The following is a 15,408-nucleotide window of genomic DNA, read 5'->3' as shown; positions in this document are numbered from 1 at the left end:
GCACGATGTGTTCGTCAGCGCCCAACTAGTTGCACGGGCCGGCTGACCCGAGTAACAACGGCGTTTAGCAGCCCGTCCATTTATGGACGGGCTATTTTTTTGGCGATGCGCCCCGACCTTTCCGTGGCGCAACCATCGCGAACGGTGAGGAGATACGGGAGCCGCCCGTATAACCGGCGCGCACGTCACCCGCGTGACAGCGAGGGAGAACGATTGCACCGTCCAGGGGCACGAAAAATGCAGCCGTCGTAGTGAAGAGTCGCGTTAAACTGGTTGCGCAAGCTGTGCGTCGCAACACGCACTGCCCGGCGAGCCGCACCAGGCAACGCGCGCGGCGGTGTCCGGGTAAGCTGGCAGATGGGCGGGTAAAACGGCGAGGCGTGAAATGGCGTGACAGACGGCACGCTATCCTGCCCGTACAATGGTTCATCAACACAACGGAACAAGGACAACTTCGATGCGCACTACCGGGTCCTCCGGGTCAATGGCCCTGCTCACCGAATACGACGACGCAACGGCGCGCGAACTCCGCTCGCTGCGCCTCGAATCGACCGAAGACGGCAAAGGCATTCTTCTGGTCGAAGTCGACGAGCGCAAGCCAGGCATACACCGCGAAGTGCGCTACGAAATCACGCCGGCCGAACTGATTGCCGCGATCCGCGCGCACGGTGCCGAACTGCCGGGCGAACAGCACAATCATCGTCAATGAAGTTCAAGCACGCGGCAGCGGCGGTAAAACGCCCTGCCGCGTGTTGTTTGTCGCCTGTCGCAATGGCAAGTTGGCCAAGCTTTCCGGTAATGTAATTCGAGCGTGACGGCAGCTCACGTTAATCGGGCATTATTTCCGTATCTGCGTGAAGCACGCGAGCGCGCGATACCCCTTTCCAGATGGTTCACAGCGCATTGGCGATTCGCGCTTTCAAGCTTTCGGCGCATCACCGCTCCGCTTTCAACTACGAATTTAAGGACATCGTTTCCTGACGTTTGCACGTCTTGAAAATACGTCCATAATCCTTGCATTCTCCTTTGCTTTCCCTACCTGCGCCGCTCCCGAAAGGGCTGCGGATGTAAGCCGATGCTACATGATCTCGTCGAGCAATATGGGCCGGCGCTCGTCTTCGTCAACGTGCTGGCCGCCTCCATCGGGCTGCCGGTTCCGGCGATGCCGTCGCTCGTTCTGTTCGGAGCCATGGCGGCCATGCACCCGGGTTCGGTGGGGACGCAATTGGCGCCGGTTCTGATTCTGTCGATCTTCGCCACGCTGATCGGCGACAGCGTCTGGTATCTCGCCGGGCGTATGTACGGCGGCAACACGCTGAAAACGATCTGCCGCCTGTCGCTGTCGCGTGATACCTGCGTGAAAAAGACCGAACGCTTTTTCGGTCGCTGGGGCGTGCGCGTGCTGGCGGTGGCCAAATTCGTGCCGGGCCTGTCGATCGTGTCGATTCCAATGGCCGGCGCAATGGGCACGCGCTACCGCACGTTTCTCACCTACGACAGCATCGGCGCCGCGCTGTGGTCGGGCACGGGCCTGATCATCGGCGCGTTGTTCGCGAAGCAGATCGACATGCTGTTCGCCATGGCCGGGCGCCTCGGCCGCACGGCCGCGCTGGTGGCCGTGGGGCTGCTGTTGCTGTACGCGGCTTACCGGTGGATTCGCCGTCGCCAGTTGATTTCCAAGCTTGCGTCCGCACGTATAGAGGTCGATGAGCTGGCCAAGCTCGTCGCGGCGGGCCAAACACCGGTCATGTTCGACATCCGTTCGCAAGAGAAGCGCAAGCTCGATCCGTTCGTGATTCCGGGTTCGCAATTCGCGGACGAACGGCAACTCGACGAGATCGTCGCCACGTATCCGCGCGATCAGAAGCTGGTGATTTACTGTTCCTGCCCGAACGAGATTTCGGCTGCATGGATGGCCAAACAATTGAACGAGGCCGGCTTTTCCGACGTGCTGCCGTTGCGCGGCGGCATGGAAGCCTGGCGCGACTCGGGTAAGCCGGTCGAGGCGCTGCCCGACACGCCGCCGCCCGAGATCACGGTCGACGACATCGCGCCGAAGGCCGTGTAGCGCGGCAGCGCATCCGTCCAGGCGCCGTGGGCGCGCCGCGCCGCTCGCCTCCGTTCGATCTATCAATGAACACCGAAGGAGCGGTTCAATGCTTTCGACTCAAGACGTTTCGACTCAAGAAACTGAAGGACAACCGCAGGCGATCGTCGCCGACGCGCCGTTTTCGAATCTGGCGACGCGCATGCACCAGATGTTTCCCTCGCTGACCGGCGCGGAAATCGAACGCCTGCGCCGCTTCGGCGAGATCGGCAACTGGGAAGCCGGTGAGCTGCTGTTCGAAACCGGCCGCACCGGTCCGGGCATGTTCGTGGTGCTGGAAGGGCGCGTGAAGGTGTATCAGCGCGACGGCATTGGCCGCGAAGTGGTGATCGCCGATCATGGCGCCGGGCATTTTCTGGCGGAAGTCGGTCAATTGTCGGGCCGGCCGGCGCTGGTCAACGGCATGGCGCTCAGCCCGGTGCAAGCGCTGCTGATTCCGCCGGACCAGTTGCGCGCGCTGATCGTCGCCGAAGCCGAACTGGGCGAGCGCATCATGCGCGCGCTGATTTTGCGGCGCGTGTCGCTGATCGAAAAGGGCGCGGGCGGGCCGATTCTGATCGGCAACAGCAGCGACGCGCGGCTCGTCATGTTGCAGGGTTTCCTGTCGCGCAACGGCCATCCTCATTCGGTGATCGACGAACGCGATGAAGACGCGCTGCGTCTGATCGAGCAATTCGCCGCGCAGAAAGAAGACATGCCGCTGGTGATCTGCCCGGACGGCTCGGTGCTGCGTCATCCGAGCATGCCGGAACTGGCCACCTGCCTCGGCTTGCTGCCCGATCTCGACGACTCGCATGTGTACGACGTGGCGATCGTCGGCGCTGGGCCCGCTGGCCTCGCGACCGCGGTGTACGCGGCCTCCGAAGGTCTCTCCGTGATCGTGCTCGACAGCCGGGCGCCCGGCGGCCAGGCGGGCGCGAGCTCGCGGATCGAAAACTACCTCGGTTTTCCGACCGGGATTTCCGGGCAGGCGCTGGCGGGACGCGCGTTCGTGCAGGCGCAGAAATTCGGCGCGCACGTCGCGATTCCGGTCAACGTGAAGGCGCTGAACTGCGCGGAATCGCCGTATCGGCTGGAGCTCAAGTGCGGCGGCCATATCACCTCGCGCACCATCGTGATTGCCAGCGGCGCGGTGTACCGGCGGCCGGCGCTGGAGGGCCTCGATCGCTTCGATGGGCGCGGCGTGTACTACTGGGCGTCGCCGGTCGAAGCCAAGCTGTGCAAGCGCCAGGAAATCGTGCTGGTGGGCGGCGGCAATTCGGCCGGCCAGGCGATCGTCTATCTGGCGACGCACGCGGCCAAGGTCCACGTGCTGATCCGGCGCAGCGGCTTTGAGGCGACCATGTCGCGCTATCTGATCGACCGTATTCGCTCGCTGCCGAACGTGTTCGTGCATCCGCATTCGGAAATCGGGCAGCTCGATGCGGACGACAGCGGTCTCGCGCGCGTCGGCCTGAAAAAGCCTTTACCCGACGGCACCGATCACTTCGACACGCGGCATCTGTTCCTCTTCACCGGCGCGGATCCGAATACCGACTGGCTGCGCACCTGCGGCGTGGAACTCGACGAGAAGGGCTTCGTGCTCACCGGCACCAACATCGACGGAGCATCCGTCTGCGATCTCGCCACCACAGTCGAAGGCGTGTATGCGATCGGCGATGCCCGCGCCGGATCGACCAAGCGGGTCGCGGCGGCGGTTGGCGAAGGCGCGGCGGTGGTCGCGCAGATTCATCAACTGCTGGCCGCTTCGGCGGAGGAAGCGGTCGCGTTGGGCGCTTGAGGAGCACTGCCGCTCGCGCCGATTCGTCTGCCGTATTCACGCTACAGTAGTGACTGCTGATCCTGGCCGGACCTCGCGTCCGTTCTCTTCGCAGTCACTCACTGATCGACGCCCGCGTGAAGACTCTGCCGCTCTCCACCGTCCGTACGCTGCATCTGGCCGCACAAGGCCTGCTGACCCCGCCGCGCCGCAAGGCCGTCAAAGCCGACGTGCTCGACACGATTCGCCGCATGGCGCAATTGCAGATCGACACGATCCACGTGGTCGCGCGCAGCCCTTATCTCGTGTTGTTCAGCCGGCTCGGCACCTATCCGCAACAATGGCTCGACGAGCATCTCGCCGAAGGCAAGCTGTTCGAATACTGGTCGCATGAGGCCTGTTTCGTGCCGACCGAAGACTACGGCCTGCTGCGCCATCGCATGCTCGATCCGAGCGGAATGGGCTGGAAATACGCGGCCGAGTGGCACAAAAAACATCGCAAGGCGATCGACGCGCTGCTCACGCACATCCGCGCGACGGGTCCGGTACGTTCCGCGGATTTCGCGCGTGAAGCCGGCAAGGGCAACGGCTGGTGGGACTGGAAACCGGAGAAACGCCACCTGGAAGTGCTGTTCGCGATCGGGCAGTTGATGGTGGCCGAGCGGCGCAATTTTCACCGCGTCTACGATCTGACCGAACGCGTGCTGCCCGACTGGGACGACGCCCGCGATCTGCCGCCCGCCCACACGGTCACCGACCAGGTGTTACGCCGCACCTGCCGCGCGCTGGGCATCGCGCGCGCCGATTGGGTCGCCGATTACTACCGTCTGCCGCGCCGCCCGTATCGCGACGAACTGCATGCGCTCGCCGATCAGGGCGAGCTGATTCCGGTGCAAGTGGAAGGCTGGAAACAGGACACGTTCGTTCATCGCGACTACGCGGCGATGCTTGACGACGCGGCAAACGGCAAGCTCGCGTCGACCGTGACGACCGTGCTGTCGCCGTTCGATCCGGTGGTGTGGGACCGCAAGCGCGCCGCTGCGCTATTCGATTTCGACTACGCGATCGAGTGCTATACGCCGGCGGCGAAGCGCAAATACGGCTATTTCGTGTTGCCGCTGCTGAGCCGTGGCCGTCTGGTCGGCCGCGTGGATGCGAAAGCGCACCGTACCCAGGGTGTGTTCGAACTGAAGTCGCTGCATATCGAACCCGGCGTGCGATTGAGCGCCCGGCTTGCCGGCGATCTGCGCCGTGCGTTGCAACGTTGCGCGGAGTGGCATGGCACGCCGCAATTGGCGTTCACGTCGGCGCCGCCGGAATGGCTTGCGGCGTTAGACGTCGGCGATAGCGTGGAAGCGTGACGAGAGCAGAAAAAAAGGCGCACTGTTTTTTACAGTGCGCCTTTTTTCGTGGGCCGATGAGTCGCCGAGATCCAGCGACGCGTTCGTTTCAGTGATCCAGCCTGGCGCGTAATTCGCGCGCGGTTTCCAGCAGCCCTTCGTAACCCGAACGCGCGTGTTCCGGCAGATCCGGATCGCCGACAAACGCGCCGAGCGTTTCGATCAGGCTATACAGAATGCCTTTCGCGGCGCCCGATGCAATGCTGCCGGAAGAGACCTGCTGATCCACGTGACTGAGCGCTGCGTCGAGGTGTTCCAGGTCGGGCCGATCGCCCATGGGCGGCTTTGGCGAAACGTCTTGCGTCATGATGAAACTTCGCTCCTGTTGACGGGTAACTGTTTGTTGATGCCTCGGTGAACAAGCCATCCTTGCACCTTGTTATATACCGATCGCGCGTTCGCGTCTATTCGTGATCGGGGCGAACCCGATCTAGCTCATTGCCTGCCCGGCGTAATGCGATACGCACATCGCCGCGCGCCGGCCAGCACATGCTCCTCGCGTGCAATCACGCCCTCCTCGCCGACGATCTCCGCGAAGAGCTGCAACTCGGCACGACAGAAGCCCTGGCAAGTCCGCGCCGCCGCGCAGATCGGGCAGTGGTTTTCAAGCAGCAGCCAGTCGCGTCCGTCTTTCTGCAACTCGGCCATGTAGCCTTCGGCGCTGCGAATTTCCGCCAGCTTCGTGAGTCGCGCCTTGAGTCCTTTCATGGGCTTCAACGCCGCCAGATAATTCGCGCGCGTTTCGACCGAACGCTGATCGATCAGCTTGTCGAGCCCGGCTTCGCCGAACAACTGGCGAATCGAACCGAGCAATTGCACCGTCAATTGCGGATGCGTATCCGGAAAGCGCGCGTGGCCCACCTCGGTCAGCGCCCAGCTTTGACTCGGCCGCCCCGGTCCCGCCTGCGACGCCTGACGCCCTTCGATCAGCCCGCCACCCAGCAGCTTCTGAATCTGCTGACGCGCCGCCTCGACGGTAATGCCGAGCTCGCCTGCAATCGACGCAGTAGACAACGGCCCCTGCGTCTTCAACAGATTGAGGATGCGATCCACCGGCGCCGCGTTCGTCACAGTGGCCGCAGCGCCAGGCGAATTATCCAAGCTTTCATTTGCATATCTCATCGGGCCACATTATTATCCAAGTCAATCCTTGCATAATAAGTCAACCACGAACGGCTGTCCACGATATGAAAAATCCGCAATCGAACGCGCCGGCATGGAGCGATCTGCTCACCGGGAGTAATGGTTGGCGGGCCTTGGGACTCGCAGGCGGCGTCGCGCTGCATGCCACCAACGTGCATGTCGCGACGACGATTCTGCCGTCGGTCGTGCATGACATCGGCGGGCTCGAACTGTATGCGTGGAACACCACGCTGTTCGTCGTCGCATCGATCCTGGGGTCGGTGCTGTCGATGCGTCTGCTTGCCGTACTCGGCGCACGTTCCGCGTATTTCAGCGCGCTGGCCGTCTTCACGCTGGGCACCGTGGTCTGCGCGAGCGCGCCGTCCATGCCGTGGATGCTCGCCGGCCGCACGCTGCAAGGGCTCGGCGGCGGGGTTCTGCTCGCGCTCAGCTATGCGCTGATTCGCGTCGTGTTCGAGGAGCGTCTATGGCCTCGCGCGATGGGTCTGGTGTCAGGCATGTGGGGCGTCGCCACGTTGTGCGGGCCGGCGCTCGGCGGCGTCTTCGCGCAACTCGGCGATTGGCGTCTCGCGTTCTGGGTGCTGTTGCCGGCCGTCCTGTTGCTCGCCGTGATCGTGCATCGCGAGGTGGACGGTAAGCGCGCGTCGAGCGCAGCCGCCGCGCCGATTCCTTTGCTCAAGGCCACGTTGCTCGGCGCGTCCGTGCTAGTGATTTCGCTCGCTGCATTGACTGAGCAGATGGTGTGGAATGCGCTCGGCGTGATCGCGGGTCTTGGGCTCGTGTGGCTGCTCGCAAGACTCGAACGTCACGACGACACCCCGCGTCTGCTGCCGAGCGGTTCGTACTCGATTCGTACGCGCATCGGCAGCATTTATGCATGCATGAGCCTGCTCGGCATCGGCGTGACTTGCGAGATCTTCGTGCCGTATTTCCTGCAGACGATTCACGGCCGCTCGCCGCTCGCGGCCGGTTATCTAACCGCGTTGATGGCGGCGGGCTGGTCGGTCGGTTCGATGTTCAGCGCCGGACATTCCCCTTCGGTCGCGCAGCGCATGAGCCGCGCGGGGCCGCTCGTCGAGGCGCTGGGACTCGGCGCGCTCGCCTGGCTGATGCCGATGCCCGACCTGTTCGACAGCACCGGCGGAACCCTGGCGCTGTGCGCGGCGCTGACGAGCGTTGGACTCGGCGTGGGCATCGGCTGGCCGCATCTGCTGACACGCGTGTTCACCGCCGCGCGGCCCGGCGAGGAAAACCTCGCGTCGCTGTCGATCACCACGATTCAACTCTTCGCGATGGCGGTCGGCTCGGCGCTCGCGGGGCTCGTCGCGAACGGCGCGGGACTCACGACATTAGCCCCGCTGCCTGGCGCTCAGCACACTGCCGTGTGGCTGTTCGCCATCTTTGCCGTCGCGCCGCTGCTCGCGGTCGGTCTGACGCGTCAGCGTCCCGAGCCGCATTTAACTGGAGAAGCATCGTGATAGATCGCGTGCAAGCCATGCGCATTTTCGTGCGCATCGTCGATACGAGCAGCTTCACGCGCGCTGCCGAATCGCTCGAAATTCCGCGCGCCACCGCGACCACGACCGTGCAGGCGCTCGAGTCGCTGCTCGGCGTGCAACTGTTGGTGCGCACGACCCGCAAGGTCACGCTGACCACCGAAGGCGCCGCGTACTACGAACGCTGCGCGCAGATTCTCGCGGCGATCGAAGAGGTCGAGTCGGGTTTATTCAACCAGCCGGAAAACTTGCGAGGCCGGTTGCGCGTGGCGATGCCGGGTGTGATTGCGGCGTCGGTCGTGGTGCCCGAACTGGCCTCGTTTCATGCGCTGCATCCGCATGTGGAACTGGCGCTTGGCGTGAATCATCGCGCGCTGGATCTGACCGGCGAGAGCGTGGATTGCAGTATCGAGTTGGGCGACTTGCCGGATTCACGTCTGCTCGTGCGTCGCCTCGGCTGGCTCGATCGCGTGACCTGTGCAAGCCCGGCGTATCTGGCGCGCTTCGGCGAGCCGCGTCATCTCGACGATCTGTCGAGCCATGTCGCGGTGAACTGGTTGTCGGCCCAATCCGGTCGGCGCATGGACTTCGATTTCTGCGTGGCGGCGCGCGCGAGCAAGGCGAAAGTGAGCGGCTTCATTCAGGTGGACGACGAGCACACCTATCTCACGTGCGGGCTCGAAGGCTTGGGGTTGATTCAGCCGGGACGCGCGACCGCTGCGCCGTATCTCGCCTCGGGTCAGCTGATCGAAGTCTTGCCTAAGTGCAGACCTGCGCCGGTGGCGGTGTCGGTGACGTATGTGAAAAGCCGGCAGATTTCGCCGCGCGTGCGTGCGTTTGTCGACTGGCTTGCGGAAGTGTTTGAAAAGGCGCCGGGCGTGGTTAGGACGGTTGCGACGCGGTTGGTTGATTCGCCGCCGTGGCCGGTGGTTGATTCGACGCAGGGTGGGCAATGCGAGAGGGTGGTGGGTTAATTTTTGGGGTTGAGTGCTTGGGCGCTGTGACAGAAATCGGCGCGACGCCCACGCGATCCTGTAGAGATCGGCGTGGGCGACGAACCAGATGTCGAGCAACTGACCGGGCTCCCGGCTTTAACCCTGCGCCCCCGTCACCGCATACCCTGCAGCCGCTTCCGCCGCGGCCACCGCCGGCGACACGATCGCCGGCTGCCCCGTCTGCCGACGCGAGCGCCCCGAGCTCAGATAATCCGCGATCGAGTCTTGTGTGACTTCGCCGACATAACGACCGTCCGCATCCAGCACCGGCATCCACGACGAATTGAACTGGTACATCTTCGACAGCACGATGCGCAGATGCTCGTCCGCATGGACCGTCGCCTTGAACGCCGTCAGATGATCGCCGCACACGCCCTGCCCCGCGCGCGCCGCACGACGCGTCACGTAGCCGAGCGCCTGCTGCTGATCGTCGACGATAGTCAGATAGCGGCTGTCGCTGTCGTCCATCATCTGGAACGCGCTGGCAATCGGCAACTCGGCGCGCGCGGTTTCCGGTTGCGTCGCGGCGTCGCCGGCTTTCACCAGCAACAGACGCTTCAACGTGCTGTCCTGCCCCACGAACGCGCCGACGAACTCATCGTGCGGATGCGCCAGCAACGTATCCGGATGATCGTATTGCACCAGCTGACCGCGCCGGAACACGGCGACACGATCGCCGAGCTTGATCGCTTCATCGATGTCGTGGCTCACCATGATCACCGTCTTGTTCAACTGACGTTGCATCTGGAAGAACTCGTTCTGGATCGATTCGCGATTGATCGGATCGACCGCGCCGAACGGCTCGTCCATCAACAGCACCGGCGGATCGGCGGCCAATGCGCGAATCACGCCGATACGCTGCTGCTGCCCGCCCGACAGTTCACGCGGATAGCGCTTCAGATACTGCTTCGGATCGAGCGCCACCATCGACATCAACTCGGTGGCGCGTTCGCGACAACGCTTCTTGTCCCAGCCGAGCAGACGCGGCACGACCGTGATGTTCTCTTCGATCGTCATGTTCGGGAACAGGCCGATCTGCTGGATCACATAGCCGATATGCCGGCGCAGTTCGACTTCGTTCAGGCCCGAGGTGTCCTCGCCGTTGATCAGCACGCGGCCCGACGTCGGCGCAATCAGACGGTTGATCATCTTGAGCGTGGTGGTCTTGCCGCATCCCGACGGGCCGAGAAAGACGCAGATTTCGCCTTCGCCCACCGTGAGGCTGACCGAGTCGACGGCCTTGACCTGCTGGCCGTCCTTCTGCGTAAACGTCTTGGTCAGTTTATCGAGTTCGATCATGTCTTTTGCACTCCCTTCGGTGTCAGCAGGCGTTGCAACGCCTGCAGCAGCAAGTCGGCGACGATCGCGAGCAAGCTCACGAGCACCGCGCCCACCAACAGTTTCATCATGTTGCTTTGGCCGATCGCGCGGATGATCAGCGTGCCGAGGCCGCCCGCGCCGATCACCGCGGCGATCGTCATCACGCCGATGTTCATCACCACGGCCGTGCGTACGCCGCCGAGAATCACCGGCACGGCAAGCGGCAAATCGACGAGCCGCAGCCGCTGCCAAACGGTCATGCCGATGCCGATGCCCGCTTCCTTGATGCCGGCGTCGACGTTGCGCAGCGCGAGGTAGGTGTTGCGCATGATCGGCAGCAGCGAATAGAGGAACACGGCGGTGATCGCCGGCACCGCGCCGATGCCCTGGCCGAAGCGCGAGAACACCGGAATCATCAGGCCGAACAGCGCGATCGACGGCAAGGTCAGCACCACGGTGGCGACGCTCAGCAACGGCGCAGCGAGCCACTCGTGACGATTGATCAGGATGCCGAGCGGCACGCCGACCACGATCGCGCAACCCACGGCAATGCCAACGAGCCACACGTGCTGCGCAGTGAGCTGCAGCAATTCAGGCCAGTTGGCCGATAGATAGTCGAATACAGTCATATCAAAGGTCTCCGCTCAGGGCAGCTTGTGCGTGCGCAGAAATTCCGCCGCGACTTCACGCACCGACTTGCCGTCGATGTCGACCTGCTTGTTCATCTCCAGCATGGTGTCGTTGTTCAGTGCGTCGGAGAGCGCGTTGAGCTGCGTCGCGAGTTGCGGGTTCTGGTCGAGCGTCGTCTTGCGCACCACCGGCGTCGCGTTGTACGCGGGGAAGTAGTGGCGGTCGTCTTCGAGCGGCACGATATTGAAGCCCTTCACGCGGCCATCCGTCGTGTAGATCAGACCGATCGGCACCTGGTTGTTATGCAACGCGGTGTAGACGAGGCCCGGATCCATCTGACGGGTTTCCGCGCGGCTGAAATGCATGTCGTACGCGGCTTCGAGCGGCTTCAAACCGTCTGGACGATTGGCGAACTCGGCATCCATCGCGAACACGTGCTTCTTGTTCGGCTCGGCCGCGAGCTTCGCGGCGAGTTGCGAGATCGTGCGGATGCCGGTTTGCTGCGCCACCTGCTGCGGCAAGCCGAGCGCGTACGTGTTATTCAGCGGCGAGCAGTCGAGCCACACGAGACCGCGTTTCGCGTCGAGCGCTTTCACGCGTTCGTACATGGTCTTCGGATCGAGCTTCTCGGTGATCTTGTTGTAGACGATCGCCGCCGTGCCGGTGTATTCCCACGTGATGTCGACCTGGCCGTTCTCCTGCGCGCTGCGCAGCAACGTGCTGCCGAGGCCGGTGCGTGCGTCGATCGTATAGCCCTTCGAGCGCAGGTACTGCGAGGTGATCTCGGTAAGAACGTATTGCTCAGTGAAATTTTTTCCACCGAGAACCAGGGTGGCTGCGCTTACGTGCAGGCTCGTGAACAGGATGACGCTGGCGGCGATCAGGCGGCTGGTTCGCGCCGTGCCGCGTTTGAACAAAGCGATCATGCCGTCACCCCGCGTCGTGCAAGCAGATAGCGGCTGCCGGCCGAGACAATGCCGTCCAGCACCAACGCGAGAATCGCCGTGGCCGCTGCGCCGAGTAGAAGCTGTTGCTGATTGTTCAGATAAATGCCGGGGAAAATCAGCGTGCCGAGGCTGTCCGCGCCGATCAGATACGCGAGCGGTGCGCTGCCGACGTTGATCGCAAGCGCCGTCCGCACGCCGCCGATGATGATCGGCATCGCGTTCGGCAACTCGACGCGCAACAGCGACTGCCAGCCTGTCATGCCGAGGCCGCGCGCGGCTTCACGCAGCGCGGGGGAGACGTTTTTCATGCCTTCGTAGGCGTTGCGTGTAATCGGCAGCAACGACGCGAGAAATAGCGCGACCAGCGCGGGAATGTCGCCGATGCCGAAGATGCCGAGTGCGATCGCCAGCACGGCTAACGATGGGATCGTGTTGCCGATGTTGAAGATCTGCATGAAGCGTTCGGCGTGGCGCGCGAAAGCGGGACGGCTTAGCAGTATTCCGGACGGGATGCCGACTAGCAGCGCCAGCGCCATTGAATAGCCGACTAGCAGTAGGTGCCGTTTCGTGTAGTAGACGAGGTCGGGGGCGTACTGGTGCAGTGCGTTGGGGTCGATCGCGCGGCATAACAACGCGATGACAATGCCGATGGCGACAAGACTGCCAATCAGTCTGGCAGGACGTTCGATCATGAAGATGCGCCTCCTTGTTCGAGCAGCGTGCGGGAATGCGCCACGCTGCACAGGCGTCGTGGTTGACGCTGCGAATGGAAGTTCGGGACGAGGCTTGGGGCCGCGAGGTGAACCGAGGGTGCCGGGAGGTTTTTGTTTGGTGCCTCCGGCGCGAGGGCGGGTTTTTTCGCTCTCGGTGGCTGATGCCAGTTAGCTTGGTAGCAATACTGGTGCCAGATCCTTCGATCAGGATTTTTGTTGCCCGGTTGGGCAGGTTTTTTCCTGGTGGGGTTGGGGTCCCCGGGTGAGTGCCAGGGTTTTATCCGGCAATTGCGTGCGTGCTATTTTCTGCTAGTTTGCAGGTAAAAACTTCTAACTTTGCTTAAGCTACTGCCATTTCTCGGTTAGGGTGTGGGGATTATAGACTCGATTGCGTCGTCGCGTCTACCCATGTGGTTAATCCATACGCTCTTTGCAAACCGTTGGCCTTTCCTTGGTTTGTTCGTGGTCTGCAAGCGTTGCCCCTGTGCGGGGCGGCACCTACTTTTCTTTGCCTGCCGCAAAGCAAAGTAGGCAAAAGAAAGCGGCTCACACCGCTAACTCTTAAGTGGGGCCCCCGCACAGCCACGGTAGTGGCTCATCTGGAATCCGTGCTCTCGCGCACTCCGCGTTCGTGACAAGGCAGTCATTCTTCCAGCAGCGCTTCGCGCGCCGTCCGGTCTTTCTAGCAACCGTCGTCATTGTCTTTTGTCGAAACTTGCCGGGTCTCTCCTGACGGCGTGCTCCCGTAAAAGCTCACCGCTTCACATCTGGTTGCTCTACTCGCTCCCGAAAAGTCTCACCTGCGCCCTCACTTCCCCTCAAACACCGGTGCGCGTCTCTCCGAAAACGCTGCCAGCCCCTCGCTGAAATCCGTGCTATCACACGCCCGTCGACGCAACTCCGCGATCTGCTCCATCGCCTGAACTGGCATCGGCTGCATGTCTTCAAGGATTCGCAATTGCTCCTTCACCGCCTGAATCGCTAACGGCGCTTTGGTCGCTATGCCGCGCGCTATTTCAAGTGCCGTCGACTCCAGTTTGTCGCCGTCTACCAAGCGGTTGATCACGCCAAATCGCTCCGCTCGCATAGCGTCGAGCGGCTGTGCCGTGAAGAACATTTCCTTCAATACGTGAATCGGCACGTTGTTGAAAAAACGCAGCAATCCACTCGTCGTGTACGGCAATCCTATGTTCGCCGGCGTCATCGCAAAACGCGCACTCCCGTCGGCAATCACCATGTCGCAACTCATCGCCAAATCCACCGCGCCGCCCCACGCGGAACCCGAAACCATCGCGATCACCACGCCCGGGTACGCTCGCACGCGACGCAAAACCTTCTCAAGCGGCTTGCCATAGGCAATCGGGTCGCGGTCGTGCGCCAATTCGCCCAAGTCGTGACCCGCGCTCCAGACGTCCTGGCCAACGTCCGTGCCTAAGATCACCACCGGGATTCGCTGCGCGGCCAGGTCGACTAGCCTCGCGTCCATCTCCTCCAACAGCCCCGCGCTGAGCGCGTTTCTTCGTGTCGGATAACTGAACTTCAGGCGGGCGATTCGCTCGTCCACTATGTCGGTCGTCACCGAAAATGCTCCCGCTTCCGTCGTGCTCATTGCGTCACCCCCGCAGCGCGTTCCAATGCCCTCTGCTGCGAATAATAGTCGCCGGTTTGATGCACGGTTTTGGTAGCGAGCAGCGCGTCGATCGCGGCCGTGTCGAAACCGGCTTCGCGCAATACGTCGACGGTATGCTCGCCCAACGCCGGCGGTGCGTGGCGGCTCGTGTGCTTCGCCAGTTCGCCTGCCTCGGTGGAACTCGTCACGGGTGTCACCACCTGGCGCAACACACCGAGCGTCGGGTGCTCAAGCGTTTCAACCAGCCCGCAATGCTGGACCTGCGGGTCGGCGAACACTTCGTCCAACGTGTTGATCGGGCCGGCCGGTAAACCCGCGCCAATGAACAGCTCCGTCCACTCGCGTTTGCCACGCGTCTTCAGGCGCGCTTCCAGCATCGACTTCAATTCGTCGCGATGCGCGACGCGCGCTTCGTTCGTCGCGAATCGCGCGTCGTCCGGCAGTGCGGGCAGGTCGAGCAGTTGGCACAGACGCAGCCACATGTCGGAGGTGATCGGCGCGAGGTTCAACGGGCCATCGGCGGTTTCGAATACGCCATATGGCGCGATCACCGAATGGGCGTTGCCGGTTCGGCGTGGAATGTCGCCGAGACTCAAATAACGCTGGCCATGAACACTCAGCAATCCCACCAGACTCGCCAGCAACGACGTGCTCACGTGCTGGCCGCGACCGGTTCGTTCTCGTTCCAGCAGCGCAGACAGAATCGCCATCGCGAGCCACATGCCGGAGCTCAAGTCGCCGATGGCGGTGCCGGTGCGCGTCGGGTCGCCATCGGCGAAACCGGTCAGGCTCATCAGGCCGGAATAGCCCTGCGCGATCTGATCGAAACCGGGCCAGCTACTCATCGGGCCATCCGCGCCGAACGCGTTGATGCTGCCCATCACGAGGCGCGGATTACGCGCGCTCAGCACGTCGTATCCCAACCCCATGCTCTCGATGGTGCCAGGCTTGAAGTTCTCGATCACCACGTCGGCACCGTCGATCAGCCGATGAATCGCGGCCAGCCCTTCCGGCTGCCGGAAGTCGATGCACACGCCGCGCTTGTTGCGGTTGCAGGACAGATAGTAGGTGCTCACGCCACGATCGAACGGTCCCCACGTACGGCTCATGTCGCCGCTCGGGCCAGGCTCGACCTTGATCACGTCCGCGCCGAGATCGGCCAGCACCATCGAGCAGAACGGCCCCGACAACGCGCGGCTCAATTCGACGACCTTGATTCCTTGTAATGCTTGCATCCAGTTCTCCAGCTAATCGACGATGACAGTTAA

At 62.9% G+C, this 15,408-nt stretch carries 14 protein-coding genes; 6 read left to right on the top strand and 8 right to left on the bottom strand.

Annotation, left to right across the window (positions count from 1 at the left end; genetic code table 11):
• Window positions 1-457 precede the first annotated feature (457 nt).
• From FA94_RS35375 to FA94_RS35360, 4 genes are all read left to right on the top strand, one after another.
• The gene (locus FA94_RS35375; RefSeq protein ID WP_035560791.1) at window positions 458-709 is read left to right on the top strand and encodes a hypothetical protein; all 252 of its coding nucleotides are present in this window, start codon (window positions 458-460) and stop codon (window positions 707-709) included.
• Window positions 710-1,075: 366 nt separating this feature from the next.
• Window positions 1,076-2,068 (top strand): DedA family protein/thiosulfate sulfurtransferase GlpE, encoded by a 993-nt coding sequence (locus FA94_RS35370; protein WP_035560788.1) that lies wholly within the window; start codon window positions 1,076-1,078, stop codon window positions 2,066-2,068.
• Window positions 2,069-2,156: 88 nt separating this feature from the next.
• Window positions 2,157-3,887 carry an FAD-dependent oxidoreductase gene (locus tag FA94_RS35365; protein ID WP_035560785.1) on the top strand — a complete coding sequence of 577 codons (1,731 nt, stop codon included), beginning with the start codon at window positions 2,157-2,159 and terminating at the stop codon, window positions 3,885-3,887.
• A 116-nt stretch (window positions 3,888-4,003) separates the two neighbouring features.
• Entirely contained in the window at window positions 4,004-5,227 is a 1,224-nt protein-coding gene (locus FA94_RS35360; RefSeq protein ID WP_035560782.1) for a winged helix-turn-helix domain-containing protein, read from the top strand.
• An 88-nt stretch (window positions 5,228-5,315) separates the two neighbouring features.
• Here FA94_RS35360 and FA94_RS35355 read toward each other — a convergent pair whose 3' ends face one another.
• Together FA94_RS35355 and FA94_RS35350 are read right to left on the bottom strand one after the other, a co-directional pair.
• Window positions 5,316-5,573: a hypothetical protein gene (locus tag FA94_RS35355; protein ID WP_035560779.1), complete on the bottom strand. Its 258-nt coding sequence runs from the start codon at window positions 5,571-5,573 to the stop codon at window positions 5,316-5,318.
• 128 nt (window positions 5,574-5,701) lie between these two features.
• Complete coding sequence (locus tag FA94_RS35350; RefSeq protein WP_408306659.1) at window positions 5,702-6,367, bottom strand: helix-turn-helix transcriptional regulator; 666 nt, start codon at window positions 6,365-6,367, stop codon at window positions 5,702-5,704.
• Between the two features lie 86 nt (window positions 6,368-6,453).
• On the opposite strand from FA94_RS35350, the gene FA94_RS35345 reads away from it, so the two are divergent.
• Together FA94_RS35345 and FA94_RS35340 are read left to right on the top strand one after the other, a co-directional pair.
• Window positions 6,454-7,887 (top strand): MFS transporter, encoded by a 1,434-nt coding sequence (locus tag FA94_RS35345; protein ID WP_035560774.1) that lies wholly within the window; start codon window positions 6,454-6,456, stop codon window positions 7,885-7,887.
• Window positions 7,884-8,879, top strand: a complete 996-nt coding sequence (locus FA94_RS35340; RefSeq protein ID WP_081936299.1) for a LysR family transcriptional regulator — start codon at window positions 7,884-7,886, stop codon at window positions 8,877-8,879. Before FA94_RS35345 ends, FA94_RS35340 begins: the two co-directional genes overlap by 4 nt.
• Before the next feature lie 117 nt (window positions 8,880-8,996).
• Here the strand turns inward: FA94_RS35340 and FA94_RS35335 are convergent, their stop codons facing one another.
• The 6 genes from FA94_RS35335 to FA94_RS35310 all read right to left on the bottom strand — a co-directional run bounded on the left by FA94_RS35335 (window position 8,997) and on the right by FA94_RS35310 (window position 15,375).
• Window positions 8,997-10,199: an osmoprotectant ABC transporter ATP-binding protein OsmV gene (locus FA94_RS35335; protein WP_035560771.1), complete on the bottom strand. Its 1,203-nt coding sequence runs from the start codon at window positions 10,197-10,199 to the stop codon at window positions 8,997-8,999.
• Window positions 10,196-10,849, bottom strand: a complete 654-nt coding sequence (locus FA94_RS35330) for an ABC transporter permease (protein WP_035560766.1) — start codon at window positions 10,847-10,849, stop codon at window positions 10,196-10,198. Before FA94_RS35330 ends, FA94_RS35335 begins: the two co-directional genes overlap by 4 nt.
• 15 nt (window positions 10,850-10,864) lie before the next feature.
• Window positions 10,865-11,776: a glycine betaine ABC transporter substrate-binding protein gene (locus FA94_RS35325; protein WP_051981090.1), complete on the bottom strand. Its 912-nt coding sequence runs from the start codon at window positions 11,774-11,776 to the stop codon at window positions 10,865-10,867.
• On the bottom strand, window positions 11,773-12,489 hold the full coding sequence (locus FA94_RS35320) for an ABC transporter permease (protein WP_035560763.1): 717 nt from the start codon (window positions 12,487-12,489) through the stop codon (window positions 11,773-11,775). Before FA94_RS35320 ends, FA94_RS35325 begins: the two co-directional genes overlap by 4 nt.
• A gap of 829 nt (window positions 12,490-13,318) precedes the next feature.
• Complete coding sequence (gene scpB / locus FA94_RS35315; protein WP_035560760.1) at window positions 13,319-14,119, bottom strand: methylmalonyl-CoA decarboxylase; 801 nt, start codon at window positions 14,117-14,119, stop codon at window positions 13,319-13,321.
• On the bottom strand, window positions 14,116-15,375 hold the full coding sequence (locus FA94_RS35310) for a CaiB/BaiF CoA transferase family protein (protein WP_035560757.1): 1,260 nt from the start codon (window positions 15,373-15,375) through the stop codon (window positions 14,116-14,118). The genes scpB and FA94_RS35310 overlap by 4 nt, the downstream gene beginning before the upstream one ends.
• Window positions 15,376-15,408 lie beyond the last annotated feature (33 nt).

This window comes from Burkholderia sp. 9120, assembly GCF_000745015.1.
Classification (GTDB): Bacteria; Pseudomonadota; Gammaproteobacteria; order Burkholderiales; family Burkholderiaceae; genus Paraburkholderia.
Note: the sequence above shows the minus strand (reverse complement) of the source record. Positions and strands in the feature narration are given on the sequence as shown.